This is a genomic window from Streptomyces sp. NPDC111520, from assembly GCF_055635295.1.
Genome location: NZ_JBVKBW010000007.1, coordinates 230,521 through 247,670, shown reverse-complemented (window position 1 = coordinate 247,670; position 17,150 = coordinate 230,521). Strand labels below are relative to the sequence as shown.

The 17,150-nt window shown below is 73.3% G+C and carries 16 protein-coding genes; 13 read left to right on the top strand and 3 right to left on the bottom strand.

The features are described from left to right. Positions 1-65 precede the first annotated feature (65 nt). The 5 genes from ACZ7MY_RS18720 to ACZ7MY_RS18700 all read left to right on the top strand — a co-directional run bounded on the left by ACZ7MY_RS18720 (position 66) and on the right by ACZ7MY_RS18700 (position 3,866). The gene (locus ACZ7MY_RS18720) at positions 66-1,406 is read left to right on the top strand and encodes an aminotransferase-like domain-containing protein (RefSeq protein ID WP_499603051.1); all 1,341 of its coding nucleotides are present in this window, start codon (positions 66-68) and stop codon (positions 1,404-1,406) included. 135 nt (positions 1,407-1,541) lie between these two features. Then, complete coding sequence (locus ACZ7MY_RS18715; RefSeq protein WP_499603050.1) at positions 1,542-1,925, top strand: hypothetical protein; 384 nt, start codon at positions 1,542-1,544, stop codon at positions 1,923-1,925. Beyond that, on the top strand, positions 1,922-2,902 hold the full coding sequence (locus tag ACZ7MY_RS18710) for a transcriptional regulator (protein WP_499603049.1): 981 nt from the start codon (positions 1,922-1,924) through the stop codon (positions 2,900-2,902). Before ACZ7MY_RS18715 ends, ACZ7MY_RS18710 begins: the two co-directional genes overlap by 4 nt. Positions 2,903-2,982: 80 nt before the next feature. After that, positions 2,983-3,375: a roadblock/LC7 domain-containing protein gene (locus tag ACZ7MY_RS18705; protein WP_499603048.1), complete on the top strand. Its 393-nt coding sequence runs from the start codon at positions 2,983-2,985 to the stop codon at positions 3,373-3,375. 116 nt (positions 3,376-3,491) lie between these two features. Next, the gene (locus tag ACZ7MY_RS18700) at positions 3,492-3,866 is read left to right on the top strand and encodes a hypothetical protein (RefSeq protein WP_089223338.1); all 375 of its coding nucleotides are present in this window, start codon (positions 3,492-3,494) and stop codon (positions 3,864-3,866) included. An 89-nt stretch (positions 3,867-3,955) separates the two neighbouring features. On the opposite strand, the gene ACZ7MY_RS18695 is transcribed toward ACZ7MY_RS18700, so the two are convergent. After that, the gene (locus ACZ7MY_RS18695) at positions 3,956-4,414 is read right to left on the bottom strand and encodes a hypothetical protein (protein WP_499603047.1); all 459 of its coding nucleotides are present in this window, start codon (positions 4,412-4,414) and stop codon (positions 3,956-3,958) included. A 341-nt stretch (positions 4,415-4,755) separates the two neighbouring features. On the opposite strand from ACZ7MY_RS18695, the gene ACZ7MY_RS18690 reads away from it, so the two are divergent. Beyond that, the gene (locus ACZ7MY_RS18690) at positions 4,756-5,934 is read left to right on the top strand and encodes an acyl-CoA dehydrogenase family protein (RefSeq protein ID WP_499603046.1); all 1,179 of its coding nucleotides are present in this window, start codon (positions 4,756-4,758) and stop codon (positions 5,932-5,934) included. Positions 5,935-5,998: 64 nt separating this feature from the next. Here the strand turns inward: ACZ7MY_RS18690 and ACZ7MY_RS18685 are convergent, their stop codons facing one another. Both ACZ7MY_RS18685 and ACZ7MY_RS18680 read right to left on the bottom strand, forming a co-directional pair. Further along, positions 5,999-6,436, bottom strand: a complete 438-nt coding sequence (locus tag ACZ7MY_RS18685) for a hypothetical protein (RefSeq protein WP_499603045.1) — start codon at positions 6,434-6,436, stop codon at positions 5,999-6,001. A 214-nt stretch (positions 6,437-6,650) separates the two neighbouring features. After that, the gene (locus tag ACZ7MY_RS18680; protein ID WP_499603044.1) at positions 6,651-7,700 is read right to left on the bottom strand and encodes a LacI family DNA-binding transcriptional regulator; all 1,050 of its coding nucleotides are present in this window, start codon (positions 7,698-7,700) and stop codon (positions 6,651-6,653) included. A 140-nt stretch (positions 7,701-7,840) separates the two neighbouring features. On the opposite strand from ACZ7MY_RS18680, the gene ACZ7MY_RS18675 reads away from it, so the two are divergent. The 7 genes from ACZ7MY_RS18675 to ACZ7MY_RS18645 are packed head-to-tail and all read left to right on the top strand — an operon-like array spanning position 7,841 to position 17,146. Continuing rightward, on the top strand, positions 7,841-9,145 hold the full coding sequence (locus ACZ7MY_RS18675; RefSeq protein WP_499603043.1) for an ABC transporter substrate-binding protein: 1,305 nt from the start codon (positions 7,841-7,843) through the stop codon (positions 9,143-9,145). Positions 9,146-9,159: 14 nt separating this feature from the next. Then, entirely contained in the window at positions 9,160-10,089 is a 930-nt protein-coding gene (locus tag ACZ7MY_RS18670) for a carbohydrate ABC transporter permease (RefSeq protein ID WP_499603042.1), read from the top strand. After that, complete coding sequence (locus ACZ7MY_RS18665) at positions 10,089-10,907, top strand: carbohydrate ABC transporter permease (RefSeq protein WP_499603041.1); 819 nt, start codon at positions 10,089-10,091, stop codon at positions 10,905-10,907. The genes ACZ7MY_RS18670 and ACZ7MY_RS18665 overlap by 1 nt, the downstream gene beginning before the upstream one ends. Next, positions 10,904-13,252 (top strand): beta-xylosidase/alpha-l-arabinosidase, encoded by a 2,349-nt coding sequence (locus ACZ7MY_RS18660; protein WP_499603040.1) that lies wholly within the window; start codon positions 10,904-10,906, stop codon positions 13,250-13,252. The genes ACZ7MY_RS18665 and ACZ7MY_RS18660 overlap by 4 nt, the downstream gene beginning before the upstream one ends. Beyond that, entirely contained in the window at positions 13,249-14,853 is a 1,605-nt protein-coding gene (locus tag ACZ7MY_RS18655) for a glycoside hydrolase family 43 protein (RefSeq protein ID WP_499603039.1), read from the top strand. Before ACZ7MY_RS18660 ends, ACZ7MY_RS18655 begins: the two co-directional genes overlap by 4 nt. Positions 14,854-14,863: 10 nt before the next feature. Next, the gene (locus ACZ7MY_RS18650) at positions 14,864-15,832 is read left to right on the top strand and encodes an acetylxylan esterase (protein ID WP_499603038.1); all 969 of its coding nucleotides are present in this window, start codon (positions 14,864-14,866) and stop codon (positions 15,830-15,832) included. Between the two features lie 57 nt (positions 15,833-15,889). Next, on the top strand, positions 15,890-17,146 hold the full coding sequence (locus ACZ7MY_RS18645; protein ID WP_499603037.1) for an MFS transporter: 1,257 nt from the start codon (positions 15,890-15,892) through the stop codon (positions 17,144-17,146). Positions 17,147-17,150 lie beyond the last annotated feature (4 nt).

Below are 17,150 nucleotides of genomic sequence, written 5' to 3'. Positions count from 1 at the left end.
CCTGCTCGGTGCAATAGGATCTTTGCTCTCGGTGCAATGCAGGGATCGCCTCGAAGGAGGAACCGATGGACGACTACCGCACGGCCGCGGACGCCGTCGCCGCCGACATCGCCGCCGGACGCCTGCGTCCCGGCGACCGGCTCCCACCGCAGCGGACGTTCGCGCGGCGGCACGGCATCGCCAACTCCACGGCGATCCGCGTCTACGCCGAACTCGCCCGCCGCGGCCTGGTCGTGGGGGAGGTGGGGCGCGGCACCTTCGTCCGTGCCGCACCGCCCGCCGCGGGGCCCGCCCTCGCCGAGCCCTCGGCCCAGCGGATCGACCTGGAGCTGAACCACCCCGTCGCCGAGGGCCAGTCACGGCTGCTCGCTCCGGGCCTCGCCGCGCTGCAGCGCCCCGACGTCCTCGACGCCGCCCTGCGCCCGCTGACCGCCGCCGGCACCCCGGCCGCACGCGACGCCTTCGCCGCGCTGCTCGCCCGCACCGGCCCGCGCCCCGACCCCGGCCGTCTGCTCTTCGCGGGCAACGGACGGCAGGCCATCGCCGCCGCCCTGGCCGCGCTCGTCCCGCCCGGCGGCCGGCTGGCCGTGGAGGCCTTCACCTACCCCGTGGTCAAGGCGCTCGCCGCACGGCTTCGGATCACCCTCGTGCCCGTCCCCGGCGACGAGCACGGGATACGCCCGGACGCCCTCGCCGAACTCCACCGCGACGCCCGGCTGCACGCCCTCTACACCCAGCCCACCCTGCACAACCCGCTCGGCGTCACCATGCCGGAGCCGCGCCGGGCCGAACTCGCCGACACCCTCGGCCGGCTGGGCCTGCCCGCCGTCGAGGACGCCGTCTGGGCCTTCCTCGCCCCGGACGCCCCGCCGCCGCTCGCGGCGTTCGCCCCCGACCGCGTGGTCCTGGTGGACAGCCTCTCCAAGCGGCTCGCCCCCGGGCTCACCGCCGGCGTCGCGCTCACCCCGCCGGAGCTGACCGCCCCGGTTTCCGCGGCCCTGCGTTCGGCGGGCGCGACCGCCTCCGGCTTCGCGCTCGCCGCCGCCTGCCGCTGGATCGGCGACGGCGCCGTGGACGCGGTGGTGGCGGCCAAACGGCACGACGCGGCGGCCCGGGCCCACATCGCCGCCGAACGCCTCGCGGGGTTCTCCGTCACGGCCGATCCGCGCGCCTGCTTCTGCTGGTGGCGGCTGCCCGGACGCTGGCGCGCCGACACCTTCGTCGCGGCCGCCGCCCGGCAGGGCATCGCCGTCACCCCGGCCGCCGCCTTCGCGGCGGGGCGCGGCAGCGCGCCGCACGCCGTACGGATCGGCCTCGCCTCGCCGTCACCGCAGGTCCTGGGCGAGGCGCTGGACGTCCTCGCCCGGATCGCCGGGGGTGGACCCGAGGACAATTGCGCCGACTGATCACAAGCGGCGGCGAATCCTAGCGAGTCGCCCGCACATGCCTCTGGAAAATGCCCCAACTCACCTTTTTCGCGTACGGGATGAGTAACGTTCCGTGCTGTTCCGTATACCAGAAGTCGCGGCGAAGGGGTGCGCGTGCCCGGCATAGACGAGTGCCTTTCCGAGGCGCTGGCGATTCCCGGTGTGCTCGGGGCGAGCGTGGTCGACTGGAGCAGCGGCCTCCTCCTCGGGGCGGTCGGGCAGGAACCGGGACACGGCTACGAGGCGGCCGCCGCGGACACCACCGAGGCGGCGCGGGCGGTCGTGGAGGGCGGCACCTTCACCGCGAAGGAATCCGGAAGGGTGCCGGTCGAGGACATCATCATCACCGCCCCGGGGAGCTACCACCTCATCCGCTTCCTCGACACCTCCTTCGACAGCGACGTCATCCTCTACCTGTGGCTGGACCGTTCGATGGCCAACCTGGCCGTCGCCCGGCTGGGGCTGCAGGCCATCGCCGAGCGGCTGGTGCTCGTATGACGGGCACGGAGGCCGGCAGGCCCACGCTGGCCGTGCGCTCCCTGCCCCGGCGCACTCCGGCGCGCGGCGGCGCGCCGGCCCAGGTCCGCGCCGGAGTGGTGGGCGCGTACGCCTTCACCGCCGCGCTGGCCCGGCTCGCCGAGGCGCGGGCCAGCGGGGCGCTGTACGGATCGGCGGGGGCGGTCTACCTGCGCGACGGGGCGATCGTCCACGCCGAGAGCCCCTGCGCCCCGGACCTCGGGGTGCGGCTGATGGCCTGCGGGCTGCTCTCCCCGGACCAGTGGCGCGAGGCGGTCACCACCGCGAGCGCCGAGCGCGGCGTCGGCGGGCACCTCGTCGACACCGGGCGGGTGGCCCGCGGGGAACTGGAGCTGTGCCACCTGCTGGCGCTCTTCGACGCCGCCTACTTCACCCTCCTGCCCGACTCCGAGCCCGACCGGTTCCAGCCGGGCGCCACCTCCCGGCTGGGACCCATCTCCCGGCCGGTCCCCGCCCAGCGGGTGGCCAGGGAGACACAGCGGCGCCGCGCGCAACTGGAGCGGGCCTGGCCCTGGGACGACACCGACGCCGGCCCCGTCGTCCCCCGCTCCGAGCGCGAGGTGCGCGGCGGCCGGGCCAGGGCCCCCACGCCCGCCCAGCTGGCGGTGCTGGCGGCGGCGGACGGTTCCCGTACGCCCGTGCAGATCGCCTGGCACCTGGGGCGTTCCGCCTTCGCGACCCTGCTGGACGTACGCCGGCTGGCAGCGAACGGCCGGATCAGCATGCCGGTCCGCGCCCACGCGCGCCCGGCCCCGCTCCCGGCGCCGCCCGCGGCCCCGCCGCTGCCGCCCCCGCCGGTGCCCCCCGAGCCGCCACCGGCCCCGGCGCCGCCACCGCCCTTCGTCCAGGGTGGACCGCAGCCGGCGGTCCTGCCGTCCTCCGACCCCTCAGTCGCCCTGTTGCTACGACTTCGTGCCGCCCTGGAGGCCCGCCTGTGAGCGCCCTGCCGACCCGCCCGGCGCCCGCCGAACGACCGTGGAGGAAGGCTCTGCGGCAGCTCGCCGGAAGGAGACAGCTGGTGGCACTCGAAGCCGACGTACTGGCCGAACTCCGGAGCCTGCGGGCGAGGGTGCCGCACCTGACGGGCGGGCTCGTCGCCAGCGTCGACGGCCTGGTCGTCGCGCACGACCTGAGCGGGCCGGAGCCGGAGGGGGTCGCCGCGCTGACGGCGGCGGCGCTGGGCGTGGCGGCTCGGATCACGGAGGCCACCGAACGCGGCGGCTTCCGGGAACTGCTGGTCAGGGGGGACGGCGGCTACATCGCCGCCTACGCCGCCGGCGGCGCCATGGCCCTCGCCCTGGTGGCGGGACCCGCCTCCAACGTGGGCCGCCTCCACCTGGAGGCCCGTCGATCCAGTCGACGGATCGAGGATCTCGTCGACCTCGCGCTCCAACGTCAGGAGCGGAAATGACCGTACGACCCAGCTCACCAGCCGACAAGCCGCCGGGCACCGTACGCGGCCGCGCCGCCACCGGACCCAGGCATTCGTCACGTCAGAGAACCCAACGACAAGGAAGCGAGACCGCAATGGCCAACACCGAGACCGCGCTGAAGGATGTAATGACGTCGATCGAGGGCGTCCTGGGCGTCGCTCTCGTGGACTACGGCAGCGGCATGGCCCTGGGCACCCTCGGGGGCTCCAAGGACCTCGACCTGACCGTCGCGGCCGCGGGCAACACCGACGTCGTCCGCGCCAAGATGCGCACGATGGAGATGCTCAACCTCAAGGAGCACATCGAGGACATCCTGATCACGCTCAACACCCAGATCCACATGATCCGGCTGCTGACCGGGCGTTCGGGCAAGGGCCTGTTCCTCTACGTCGCGCTGGACAAGGACCGCGCGAACCTGGCGATGGCCCGCCACCAGCTCAGGCGCATCGAAGCCGACCTGGAGGTCTGACCCGCTCCCCCCGCGAGCCCGCGGCCGACGGCGGCCCGGCACATCAGGCGCAGGCCGACGTGTGCCGGGCCTCGCCCTCGCGGGACCGGCTACCGGCTCGCGGAGGACGCCGACGCGGACGCGGACGCCGAGGGGTCGGGGGCCGAGGGCGACGCGGCGGAGTGGCCGTGGTGCGCGCCCTCCTCGACCCTGCCGCCCAGCTTCTCGCGCACCGGCTCCAGCGCCTCGGGGTCGGCCTCCACCACCCAGCGCTCCCCGATCAGATAGGAACCGCCGTACGGCTCCGCCTCCTCCAGCCACGACTTCTGGCCGGCGGCGCTGGCGAACGTGAGCATCACATAGGCACCGCGTGCCGTCGTGCACGCGCCCTGGCGCAGCTCCTCCACGTCGGTCTGCAGCTGCGGGGTGCAGCCGGCGGCCTCCCCGATCCGCTCCAGGGCGACGGGTCCGCCCGCCGCATCCGTGTCCTGGCCGCCGCAGCCCGTCACCGCCAGCGCGACGACCGCCACCGCGGCCACCTTCGGGCCCCACGCAGGGAACACGGACACCGGCATCACCTTTCGTCGACTCCTGACGCGGTTCGCTCACGTCCCGCACACGCACCGCGCGCGTCGACGTTAACCCGAACGGCCCCATGACCCGTACAGCCTTGCGAAAAGCCGCCCCGCAGGTGTCCGGTGTGGAAAAATCCGCCGTCGCACGCTCCGGAGGGCCTGGCACCCCGTGACTCCGACGCCTCCGATCGGGCATACTCCAACGCGCCGAAGCCGCAGGTCGGACCATGCCGTGACCCGGCGGGAGACCATCGGTCGACGGTCGACGACCCGGCAGCGCCGCCACACCCTGAGCGGACGCCGCCGCAGCGCCCGACAGGGAGGAGAGTGCCGCCATGTCCCACGACGGCCTTCAGCCGGTGGACCGACAGCTTCCCACCGAGGAGGCCCGCGACCTGCTCGCGCTCGTACGCGAGCTGGCCCAGCGGGAGATCAAGCCCCGGGCGGCCGAGGAGGAGGACGCCGGCGTCTTCCCGCGCGAGGTGTTCCGCCTCATCGGCGAGGCGGGTCTGCTCGGACTGCCCTACCCGGAGGAGTACGGCGGCGGTGGCCAGCCGTACGAGGTGTACCTGCAGGTGCTCGAGGAACTGGCCGCGGCCCGGCTCACCGTCGGCCTCGGCGTCAGCGTCCACACCCTGGCCTGCCACGCGGTCGCCCACTTCGGCAGCAAGGAGCAGCGGACCGAGCACCTGCCCGCCATGCTCGGCGGCTCCCTGCTCGGCGCCTACAGCCTCTCCGAGCCCGCCTCCGGCTCGGACGCCGCCTCGCTGCGCACCCGGGCGACCCGCGAGGGCGACGCCTGGCGCATCGACGGCACCAAGGCGTGGATCACCCACGGCGGCGTCGCGGACTACTACACGGTGCTCGCCCGCAGCGGCGTCGAGGGCCCCCGCGGCATCACCGCCTACCTGGTGCCCGGCGACGCGGAGGGCCTGACCGCTGCGCTCCCGGAGAAGAAGATGGGCATGAAGGGCTCGCCGACGGCCCAGGTCCACTTCGACGGCGTGACCGTCCCCGACAGCCGCCGCGTCGGCGACGAGGGCCAGGGCTTCACCATCGCGCTGGCCGCCCTCGACTCCGGCCGCCTCGGCATCGCGGCCTGCGCCGTCGGCGTCGCCCAGGCGGCGCTCGACGAGGCCCTGGCGTACGGGATGACACGGCAGCAGTTCGGCCGTCCCGTCATCGACTTCCAGGGGCTGCGCTTCATGATCGCCGACATGGCCACCAAGATCGAGGCCGGCCGGGCGCTCTACCTCGCGGCGGCCCGGCTGCGGGACGCCGGCCGGCCGTTCTCCCGGCAGGCGGCCATGGCGAAGCTGTTCTGCACGGACGCCGCGATGCAGGTGACCACGGACGCGGTCCAGTTGCTCGGGGGCTACGGCTACACCGCCGACTTCCCCGTCGAGCGGTACATGCGCGAGGCCAAGGTGCTGCAGATCGTCGAGGGCACCAACCAGATCCAGCGCATGGTGATCGCCCGCAGCCTCGCCGGCCCGGAGAGCAAGGAGCGCTGACACGACGGTGCCGCGCCGCCTCGGCGGGCGCGGCGCGGCACCGTGGGTACGCGATGGGCGCGGGTCAGGCCGCGCGCTGGAACGGTACGCGGATCGGCCGCGAACCGGGGCCGCCCACGTGGGAGAACGGCTGCGTGCGCCAGTCCAGCCCGGCGGGGAGCGTCAGCAGGGCGCCCCACTCGACGTCCTCGCCCTGCGCGTCGTCGTCGGACGGCGTGGCCTCGGCGGCCGGACGCCCCGAGCCGGGGCAGACCGTCAGGCCGAACGGGTTCCACGGCGAGGCGCACAGCGCGTGCTGCGGCAGGGCGTCCTCGTCGGCGAGGAGGGCGATCGGGCGGGCACAGTCGGGGCAGTGCACCCGGAAGATCTCATAACCCTCTTCGTCGAAGGCGTCGTCGGCGTCGTCCGCCGTCAGCAGCTCGAACGACTCGCGACGTTCGTGCTCCTCCTCGAGCACCGCCAGCGAGCGTTCGCCGCGGCTGTGTCGTGCGTGGGTGCGCATGGGTGCATCTCCCCCTCAGAAGAACGCCCACCAGCGGGGCCGGCCGGGCGCTTGGCCTCGGCCATAGCGAGCATTTCCCGCCGTGCGCCCGCGGTAATCACCGCCACTCCGAAGAGCGTTGACATTGGGTGTGGCCTTCGTCACACAGTCGTCCGCAGGGGTGCTCCGTGCCCCCGCGGACGACGCCGTGCGCCCGCTCCGCGCCCTTCCGGCGTCAGTCCTCCGGGGTCGCGCCGGCCTCGTGCGGGGGCGCCGTACTCTTCCTGACGACCAGTCTGACGCCCAGCTCCATACGGGTGTTGCTCTTGTCACCGGTCTCCTCGGGCTGCGAGAGCCGGAGCAGCATCCGGGCGGCCTCCTCGGCCATCTCGACCAGCGGCTGGTTGACGGTGGTCAGCGACGGGCTCGCCCACTGGGCGAGCGGGATGTCGTCGTAGCCCACCACGGACAGGTCGCGGGGCACCTGCAGTCCCTTGACCCGGGCCGCCTCCAGGACGCCGAGTGCCTGCAGGTCGCTGCCCGCGAAGATGGCGGTCGGCGGTTCGGGTCGTTCCAGCAGGGCGAGGGCGCCGTCGTGCCCGCCCTGGACGTGGAAGTCCCCGTAGCGGATCAGGTCGTTGTCGACGGTGAGCCCCGCCATGCCCATGGCCGAACGGAAGCCGTCGAGGCGGGCGAGGGAGCACAGCATGTCGTCCGGGCCGGTGATGATCCCGATCCGGCGGTGACCGAGGTCGATGAGGTGCCGGGTGGCCGCGACGCCGCCGGCCCAGTTCGCCGAGCCCACCGAGGGGACGTCGGGTTCGGGGTCGCCCGCCGGGTCGATGATCACGAAGTTGATGGCCCGTGACCGCAACTTTCGCTTGATGTCGTCGGGCAGCGAGGAGAAGACCAGGACGACGCCGAGCGGGCGGCGGCGCAGCACGCCCTCGATCCACTCGGGGCCGGGGGCGTGCCGGGTGCCGCTCTCGGTGAGCACCACGCTCATGTTGCGGCTCTTGGCGACGTTCTCCACGCCCCGGATGAGCTCCATCGCCCAGACGCTCTCGAGCTCGTGGAAGACGATCTCGATCAGCCGCGACTCGGGCTGGGTGGGGGAGGGGCGCTGGTAGCCGTTCGCCTCCAGCAGGCGTTCGACCCTGCTCCGGGTCGGCGCGGCCACATCGGGACGTCCGTTGAGCACCTTCGAAACTGTCGAAAGTGACACGCCCGCTTTCGAAGCCACGTCGGCCAGGGTGATCCTGCCCTCGGTCTCATCATCACGCATGCGGCACAGGATAGAGCACCGCCGTTCGGTAACGGTTTGGTCGCGTCAATTCCACGCTGTTGACCCCAGCGGAGGGGAAGCCTACGGTCCGTCGTCAGGCGAATTTCGGCAAAGCGGCCGAAACTTTCGAGAGGTCGATCATGAAGAAGCGTGCGTGGTTCCCCCGTGCCGTCGCCGGCGGCGCGACACTGGCACTGGGCCTGACCCTGACCGCCTGCGGCGGTGATGGCGCCTCCGCGGGAGGCGATTCCGGGACGATTCACGTCCTCGTGTACGGCGACTCCGCGAACAAGGTGGAGAAGGCGATCGTCGCCGAGTTCAACAAGACCTCGAAGGTCAAGGCCGTCCTCGACACGGTCCCCGGTGCGGACTACCAGCAGAAGCTGCAGACCGTCATCAACACCAAGCAGGCACCCGACGTCTTCTTCAACTGGGGTGGCGGCAGCATCCAGCCGTTCGTGAAGGCCGGCCTGCTGCTCCCGCTCGACGACTTCATCAAGAAGGACCCGGGCCTGAAGGACAACTTCCTGTCCTCGGTCTTCAACACGGCGGTCGTCGACGGCAAGTCCTACGGCGTGCCGATGCGCGGCACCCAGCCGGTGCTGATGTTCAACAACAAGAAGGTCCTCGCGGACGCCGGCGTGCAGCCCCCGCAGACCTGGGACGAGCTCATCGACGCCGTCAAGAAGCTCAAGGCCAAGGGCGTCACCCCGATCGCGCTCGGCGGCGGCGACCAGTGGCCGACGCTGATGTGGTTCGAGTACCTCTACGACCGCGTCGCCGGCCCGGAGCTGTTCACCAAGGCGCTCGGCGGCGACAAGAGCGCCTGGGAGAGCGAGGACAGCAAGAAGGCGCTGGGCATGCTCAAGGAGCTCATCGACGCCGGCGCCTTCGGCACCAACTTCGACTCGGTGAAGTTCACCGACGGCGGCTCGCCCCAGCTCCTCGCCAGCGGCAAGGCCGGCTTCGAGCTCATGGGCTCCTGGGAGTACTCCACGCAGCAGGACGCCAGCCCGGACTTCGCCAAGAACGACCTCGGCTACACCAACTTCCCGACCATCACCGGGGGCAAGGGTGACGCCGCGAACGTCGTCGGCAACACCAACAACTTCTACTCGGTGCTGAAGAAGACCGAGCACCCGGAAGCCGTCGCGGACTTCCTCAAGCTGATGTACTCCGACGACTTCGTGAAGCAGCAGCTGGCCATCGGCAACCTGCCGACCACCACGAACACCACCAAGTTCCTCGACTCGGCCGAGAACCCGGACTACCTGAAGTACCAGTTCGACCTGGTCCAGAAGGCGCCCTCGTTCCAGCTGTCGTGGGACCAGGCCTACCCGCCGTCGGGCATCACGCCGATCCACCAGGCCGTGCAGCAGTTCTTCAACGGCCAGGTCGACGCGGACGGCTTCATCAAGGCCATGCAGGCCCTGCCCACCTCCTGAGAGCGACGTCCCGCATGGTCTCCCTCACTGCCTCCGTGACGGGCAAGCGGCAGACGCAGCGCCCGGCCGGCCGTAGCATCGGCCGGCCGGGCCTCGCCTGGGCCCTCCCCGCCACGATCTTCTTCGCCCTGTTCGCCGTCGTGCCCCTGGTGCTGGTGGCGGTCCTGTCCTTCACCACCTGGAGCGGACTGGGCTCGCCCGAGTTCGCGGGCTTCGACACGTGGGTCCGGGTCTTCCAGGACCCCGTAATGATCAAGAGCCTCTGGCTGAGCGTGCTGCTCACCGTGCTGGGCGTCGTCGTCCAGACCCCGCTGAGCATCCTGCTCGGCGTCTGGGCAGCCGGTCCCCAGCGCAACCGCGCGGTGCTGTCGGCGGTCTTCTTCGTGCCGCTGCTGCTGTCCGCGACCGCCGTGTCGGTGCTGTGGCGCGCACTGCTCGACCCGAACTTCGGTGTGCCCTCGCAGGCGCGCTGGCTGTTCGGCGACGGCAACCTGTTCGGCACGCAGACCGCCGCGATCGGCGTGCTGGTGTTCGTCAGCACCTGGCAGTTCACCCCGTTCCACGCCCTGATCTACCAGGGCGCGACCCGGGCGATCCCGCAGGTGCTGTACCAGGCGGCGCAGATCGACGGCGCGGGCACCGTACGGCAGTTCTTCCACATCACGCTGCCGCAGCTGCGCAACTCGATCATCACCTCGATGATCCTGATGATCGTCGGCGGTCTCACCACCTTCGACACGGTGCTGATCCTCACCCAGGGCGGCCCCGGCACCGACACCACCATCAGCGCCTACTACATGTACGACAAGGCCTTCAAGGGCTTCGACTTCGGCGCGGGCGCCGCGGTCGCGCTGATGCTCGTCGTCGTCGCCACCGTGATCTCGCTGGTCGTGGTCAAGGTCTCCGGCTACGACAAGATGGCCGGCACCAAGGAGGGGCTCTGATGAGGCGACGCCCCAACTACCTGGCGGGCCTGGGCGCCCTGCTGTGGCTCGCGCTGGTGGGCCTGCCGCTGTACGTCATGCTCGGCGCCACCGTGCAGACGCGCGAGGCGTACAGCGCGGGCGGCCCGCTGGCCTTCCCCCGCTCCTTCACGCTGGACAACTACGTCCAGGACTTCAGCAACGGCTTCGGGCAGTACTTCCTCCACACGGTCGTCGTCACGGTCAGCGTGGTGGCCATCGTGCTGCTGCTCGTGCCGCCGCTGGCGTTCACCATCGTCCGCAACCGGGGCCGCGGCACCTCCGGGGTGTTCCGGCTCTTCCTGCTGGGCCTGGCCATCCCCGCGCAGGCCGTGATCGTCCCGATGTTCTACGTCATCAGCAAGGCCGGGCTGTACGACAACCTCATCGGCGTCATCCTGCCGACGGCGGCGTTCTGCCTGCCGGTCTGCACGCTGATCCTGACCGGCACGATGCGCGACATCACCTCCGACCTGTTCGAGGCGATGGCCATGGACGGCGCCTCCGTCCGGCGGACCTTCTTCCAGCTCGTCCTGCCGCTGTCCGGCAGCGGACTGTCGACGATCGTCGTCTTCTCCGCGCTGCAGGCGTGGAACGGCTTCCTGTTCCCCCTGGTGCTCACCCAGTCCGAGGAGACCAAGGTGATCACGCTGGGCCTCTACAACTTCCGGACCCAGTACGGCATCAACATCCCCGGCCTGCTGGCCGCCGTGGTGCTGTCCACGATTCCCGTCCTGCTCGTCTACCTGTTCGCCCGCCGTGCCCTCGTGCAGGGGCTCATGGGCGTCGGAGGAAAGTGAACGACAACGTGACCGCCGACTCCCGCGTCGAGGCGCTCATCCGCGAGATGACCCTCGACGAGAAGATCGCCCAGCTCTACGGCGTCTGGGTCGGCGCCTCCGGCGAAGGTGCCGAAGTCGCCCCCCACCAGCACGACATGGAAGAGCCGCCCAGCCTCGACGAGCTCCTGCCGGACGGCCTCGGGCAGCTCACCCGGCCCTTCGGCACCGTCCCCGTCGACCCCGCCCTGGGGGCGCTGTCCCTCATGCGCACCCAGGAACGGATCGCCGCAGCCAACCGGTTCGGCATCCCCGCCATGGCCCACGAGGAGTGCCTCGCGGGCTTCGCGGCCTGGGGCGCCACCACCTACCCCGTCCCGCTGTCCTGGGGCGCCTCCTTCGACCCCGAGCTGGTCCGGGTGATGGCCGCGGCCATCGGCCGCGACATGCGCTCGGTCGGCGTCCACCAGGGCCTCGCCCCCGTCCTCGACGTCGTGCGCGACGCGCGCTGGGGACGGGTCGAGGAGACCATCGGCGAGGACCCCTACCTCGTCGGGACCATCGCCACCGCCTACATCCAGGGCCTGGAGTCCGCGGGCATCGTGGCCACCCTCAAGCACTTCGCCGGCTACTCGGCCTCCCGCGCCGGGCGCAACCTGGCGCCGGTCAGCATGGGCCCGCGCGAACGCGCCGACGTCGTCCTGCCGCCCTTCGAGATGGCGGTCCGGGAGAGCGGCGTCCGGTCCGTGATGCACGCGTACACCGACACCGACGGCGTGCCCTCGGCCGCCGACGAGGAACTGCTGACCGGGCTGCTCCGCGACACCTGGGGCTTCGACGGGACCGTCGTCGCCGACTACTTCGGGATCGCCTTCCTCAAGACCCTGCACGGCGTCGCCGCCGACTGGGCGGACGCCGCCGGCACCGCCCTGCACGCCGGCGTCGACGTGGAACTGCCCACCGTCAAGACCTTCGGGCAGCCGCTGCGGGACGCCGTCGCCGCGGGCCTGGTCGACGAGAAGCTGGTGGACCGCGCGCTGCGCCGCGTCCTGACCCAGAAGGCGCAGCTCGGCCTGCTGGACCCCGGGTGGAGCCCGGTGCCGTCCGTGCTCGCCGGGGCCGACCTCACCGACCCGCAGGCCCTGCGCGGCACGGTCGACCTGAACTCCGCCGCCCACCGGGACCTCTCGCGGCGCCTCGCCGAGCGGTCCGCCGTCCTGCTCTCCAACGACGGCACCCTGCCCCTGGGTCGGCCCGCGCGCATCGCGCTCGTCGGTCCCCAGGCGGAGACCCCGACCGCCGTGCTGGGCTGCTACTCCTTCCCCGTCCACGTCGGCGCGCAGCACCCGGACGTCCCGCTCGGCATCGACCTGCCCACGCTCCGCCAGGCCCTGGTCGCGGAGTTCCCCGGCGCCGAGATCGTCACCGTCGCCGGTTGCGGCATCGACGACGACGACGTCTCCGGCATCGCCGCGGCCGTACGGGTGGCGCTCGACGCCGACGTGGTCGTCGCCGCGCTCGGCGACCGCGCCGGGCTCTTCGGCCGCGGCACCAGCGGCGAGGGCTGCGACGCGGAGTCGCTCACCCTGCCCGGAGTGCAGCAGCGGCTGCTCGACGCGCTCCTCGACACGGGGACGCCCGTCGTGCTCACCCTGCTGTCGGGCCGCCCCTACGCCCTCGGGCGGGCCGTGGACGAGGCCGCGGCCGTCGTCCAGACCTTCTTCCCGGGGCAGGAGGGCACCACGGCGCTCGCCGGAGTGCTGAGCGGGCGGATCGCCCCGTCCGGGCGGCTGCCGGTGAGCGTCCCCCGGCACCCGGGCGTCCAGCCCTCGACCTACCTCGCGGCGCCGCTCGCGCGGGCCAGCGAGGTCTCCAACATCGACCCGGCCGCCGCCTTCGGTTTCGGCCACGGGCTGACGTACACGAGCTTCGAATGGTCCGCGCCCCAGGTGCCCGGTGCCGCCGACGGCCGGCCCGTGACCGGCACCGACGGCGAGGTGGAGCTGTCCTTCACCGTCCGCAACACCGGCGACCGCGCCGGCAGCGAGGTCGTCCAGGTCTACCTGCACGACCCGATCGCCTCCGTCGTCCAGCCCGTGCAGCGGCTCGTCGGCTACCTGAGGGTGCCGCTGGAGCCGGGCGAGGCGCGGCGGATCGACGTCACCGTCCCGGCCGACGTCGCCGCCTTCACCGGCCGGGACGGCCGCCGCGTCGTCGAACCGGGGGAGCTGGAGGTGCGGCTGGCCGCCTCCAGCACCGACGTCCGGTACACCGTACGGGCCGAACTGACCGGTCCGGCACGGCAGGTGGACCACACCCGGCGGCTGCACGCGCTGGTCGCCGGCGCGCCGGAGGAGTCCAGGTGAGCGTGCCCGAAGGGACGGGGGAGGCGGCGGCGACCGTCGCCAACCCCGTCCTGCCGGGCTGCCACCCCGACCCCAGCGTCTGCCGGGTCGGGGACGACCACTACCTGATCACCTCGACCTTCGAGTACTTCCCCGGCATCCCCGTGTTCCACAGCCGCGACCTGGTCAACTGGCGGCCGATCGGGCACGTCCTGGACCGGCCCTCGCAGGTGGACCTGAGCACCGTCGCGTCCTCCGAGGGGATCTTCGCCGCGACGATCCGGCACCACAGGGGCCGCTTCCACGTCGTGACCACCCTCGTCGGCGGCAGCGGCCGGAACGGCACGTTCGTCGTCACCGCCACCGATCCCGCGGGGCCGTGGAGCGACCCGGTGTGGCTGGACGACGCGCCCGGCATCGACCCCTCCCTCTTCTTCGACGACGACGGCCGCGCCTGGTGCACCGGCACCCGGCTCGCGGAACCGGGGGAGTGGGAGGGGCAGACCGACGTCTGGCTGCGGGAGTTCGACACCGAGGAGCTTGCCCTCACCGGCCCCGAGCACCTGCTGTGGCGCGGGGCGCTGCACGGCGCGGTGTGGGCCGAGGGACCCCACCTGTACAAGGTGGACGGCCGCTACTACCTGCTGGCGGCGGAGGGCGGCACCGAGCACGGGCACGCCGTCAGCGTGGCCCGCGCCGAGCAGGTCACCGGCCCGTACACCGGCAACCCGGCCAACCCGGTGTTCACCCACCGCCACCTCGGCCGCGACTTCCCCGTCGTCGGCGTCGGCCACGCCGACCTGGTGCGGACGGCGGCGGGGGAGTGGTGGGCGGTGCTGCTCGGCAGCCGCCCCTACGGCGGTTACCACCCCAACCTCGGACGGGAGACCTTCCTCGTCCCGGTGTCCTGGGAGGACGGCTGGCCGCTCTTCGCGCCCGGCAGCGGCACCACGCTCGGCCCCTTCCGCCCACCCGTCGTCACCGGCCCCCCGGAGGCGCCCCACCCGGAGCCGGTGCGCGACGACTTCGACGGCCCCCGGCTGGACCCGAAGTGGAACCAGGTGCGCACCGCGGAACCCTTCTGGTCGCTCACCGCACGTCCCGGCCGGCTCCGGCTGCCGCTGGGCCCCACGACGCTCGCCGAGGGCGGCACCCCCTGCTTCCTCGGGCGGCGTCAGCAGCACCAGGACGTCAGCGTGTCCGCGCTCCTCGACGTCTCGCCCCGGACGCCGCTGGAGTGGGCCGGACTCGCCGTCCGCCAGTCGGAGGCGGACCACCTGGTGTTCGCGGTGGCCGGTGACGGCCGCGGCGGCCGCCGGGTGCTCGCCGCGGTCCGCACCGGCGGCGAGGAACGCGTCGTCGCGCAGGCGCCGTTGCCCCCCGGGCCCGTGGTGCTGCGCATCCACATCGAGGGCCAGCGCTACGGGCTGCGCCACGCCCCCGCGGGCGCGGACCCGGAGGCGGAGACCGAACTGACCGCCGTGGACGGCGGATTCCTCAGCTCGCCCCGCGCCGGCGGCTTCCTCGGCGTCTGGCTCGGCCCGTACGCCACCGCCCACGGCGCCCCCTCCACCACCGTCGCCGACGTCGACTGGGTCGACTACCGGCCGCTCGCCCCCTGACCACGGAGCCGTGTTGTTCACCGATCTCCCCGAGGCCGAACTGCGGGACTACCGCAGCGCCCAGACCGCGCCCGCCGACTTCGACGACTTCTGGCGGACGACGCTCGCCGAGTCGCGCGCCGCCGGCACCGCCGCCGTCACCGTCACCACCGCACCCGGTCCGCGGCTGCGCACCGTGGCCGTCTTCGACGTCACCTTCCCCGGCTTCGGCGGCGAGCCCGTACGGGCCTGGCTGCGGCTGCCGCACGGCGCCGAGGAACCGCTGCCCGCGGTCGTCCAGTACGTCGGCTACGGCGGCGGCCGGGGCCACGCCCTGGAGGCGTTGCTGTGGGCGTCCGCGGGCTTCGCCCACTTCCACATGGACACCCGGGGCCAGGGCTCGGGCTGGAGCCGCGGCGACACCCCCGACTCCGGCACCACGGGCCCGCAGGCCCCGGGGATGATGACCCGGGGCATCGACGACCCCCGCACGTACTACTACCGCCGCCTGTTCACTGACGCCGTCCGCGCCGTGGACGCGGTCCGAACGCTGCCCTCGGTGGACCCCGGACGGATCGCCGTCCTCGGCGCGAGCCAGGGCGGCGGCACCGCGCTCGCGGTGGCGGCCCTCGCCCCCGAGGTGCACGCCCTGGTCGCCCACGTCCCGTTCCTGTGCGACTTCCCCCGCGCCACGGTCGTCACGGACGCCGACCCGTACCGGGAGATCGGCCGCTACCTCGCCGTCCACCGCGGCAACGCCGAGCGGGCCATGCGCACCCTGTCCTACTTCGACGGCGTCAACTTCGCCGCCCGCGCCCGGGTGCCGGCGCGCTTCTCCGCGGCCCTGATGGACGAGATCACGCCGCCCTCGACGGTCTTCGCGGCGTACAACGCCTACGCGGGGCCCAAGGAGATGGCGGTCTGGCCGTGGAACGGCCACGAGGGCGGCGCCATCGACGACGACGCGGAGGCACTGGCCTTCCTGCGCGCGCAGCTCTGACGCCCCTCCCCGGCAAACCCGTTGCCGGGGAGCGGACACCCGGCTACGTTCGCCCCCATGTCCCTGGACATGTACCGCCACGTCCTCGTCCGGCCCGTCCTGACCTGGGGGGCCGTGGCCGTGGGGGCGCGGATGCCGGTGGCCATGGCACCGCTCGCGCTGGTGTTCCTGGTGCGGGAGCGGCCGGGTGGCTACACGTTCGGGGCGCTGCTCGCCGCCGCCTATGTGATCGGGGAGATCGTCGGGGCGCCACTGCTCGGCATGCGGCTCGATGCCGGGCGGGCACGGCCGCAGTTGGCGGCGGGGCTCGCGGTGGGGGCCGTGGGCTTCGCCGGGCTGGGAGTCCTGCCCGATGCCCACCCCGCCGTGCTGGCCGGGTTCGCGATCCTGGCCGGGGCGGCTCCCGCGGCGGCCCCGGGCGGCATGCGGCAACTGCTCACCTCGATCGTGCCGGAGCGGGCCGTGACGCAGGCCCTGAGCGCCGAGTCGGTGCTGACCTTCGCGATCTGGGCGGTGAGCCCGGCCGCGGTGACCGGGCTCGCGCTCGGTGTGGCCCCGTACACCCCGCTGGTGCTCGCCGCGGTCCTCATGGCGGCCTCGGCGGCCGGCTTGTGGGCGCTTCCCGCGGGATGGCAGGCCGACCGACGGGACCGCGGCGGTGAGTCGATGCTGCGGATCACGGCCCGGGCCTGGCCGGTCTACGTCACCGGTGCCGCGTCCCTGTCGCTGCTCGCCCTCGCCGAACTGGTCCTGCCGGCGCTCCTGGAGCACCGGGGGATCGCGATCGGCCTCGCCGGGCCGCTGCTCGCCGGGTTCGCGGCCGGGTCGGGGGTCGGGTCCTTCCTCTACGGCCTGCGCGCCCGCTGGCCGGGTCGGTTGCCCGTGCAGTCGCTCGTCCTGCTGCTCGCGGTGTCGGCGTGCGTGGCCCTCGTCGCCGTACTCCCGTCGGCGCCCTGGATGGGCGCGATCCTGCTGGTCGCCGGTGTCCTGCAGGCCGGGGCGATGCTGACCCGGAACCTGCAGTTGCGGCAGGTGCTGCCCGCCAGCGCGCTCGCCGCCGGCTACTCCGTGATGTACGCCGCCGTGGGCGCGGGCTACGCCGCGGCGGGCAGCCTCTCGGGTGCGCTGCTGAAGGTGACCGGTCCGGGCGTCGCGATGCTGGCCGGTGTGGGCCTCACCCTCCTGCTCACCGTCGTCGCGGCGGCCGGGGAGCGGGCGACGCGCCGGCGTGGCGCGGCGGCCGGCCCGGGCCCCGGCACCGCGGCGGAAGGCACGCCGGTGAGCGATCGGAGCGACGCCCGGCCCGGCCCGTAGGCGC

Excerpts from the sequence above, each read along its gene's own strand:
- ACZ7MY_RS18675 (WP_499603043.1), top strand. The coding sequence starts at position 7,841 with ATGAAGAAGCGTGCGTGGTTCCCCCGTGCCGTCGCCGGCGGCGCGACA.
- ACZ7MY_RS18690 (WP_499603046.1), top strand. The coding sequence starts at position 4,756 with ATGTCCCACGACGGCCTTCAGCCGGTGGACCGACAGCTTCCCACCGAG.
- ACZ7MY_RS18700 (WP_089223338.1), top strand. The coding sequence starts at position 3,492 with ATGGCCAACACCGAGACCGCGCTGAAGGATGTAATGACGTCGATCGAG.
- ACZ7MY_RS18685 (WP_499603045.1), bottom strand. The coding sequence starts at position 6,436 with ATGCGCACCCACGCACGACACAGCCGCGGCGAACGCTCGCTGGCGGTG.
- ACZ7MY_RS18670 (WP_499603042.1), top strand. The coding sequence starts at position 9,160 with ATGGTCTCCCTCACTGCCTCCGTGACGGGCAAGCGGCAGACGCAGCGC.
- ACZ7MY_RS18680 (WP_499603044.1), bottom strand. The coding sequence starts at position 7,700 with ATGCGTGATGATGAGACCGAGGGCAGGATCACCCTGGCCGACGTGGCT.
- ACZ7MY_RS18645 (WP_499603037.1), top strand. The coding sequence starts at position 15,890 with ATGTCCCTGGACATGTACCGCCACGTCCTCGTCCGGCCCGTCCTGACC.
- ACZ7MY_RS18665 (WP_499603041.1), top strand. The coding sequence starts at position 10,089 with ATGAGGCGACGCCCCAACTACCTGGCGGGCCTGGGCGCCCTGCTGTGG.
- ACZ7MY_RS18720 (WP_499603051.1), top strand. The coding sequence starts at position 66 with ATGGACGACTACCGCACGGCCGCGGACGCCGTCGCCGCCGACATCGCC.
- ACZ7MY_RS18710 (WP_499603049.1), top strand. The coding sequence starts at position 1,922 with ATGACGGGCACGGAGGCCGGCAGGCCCACGCTGGCCGTGCGCTCCCTG.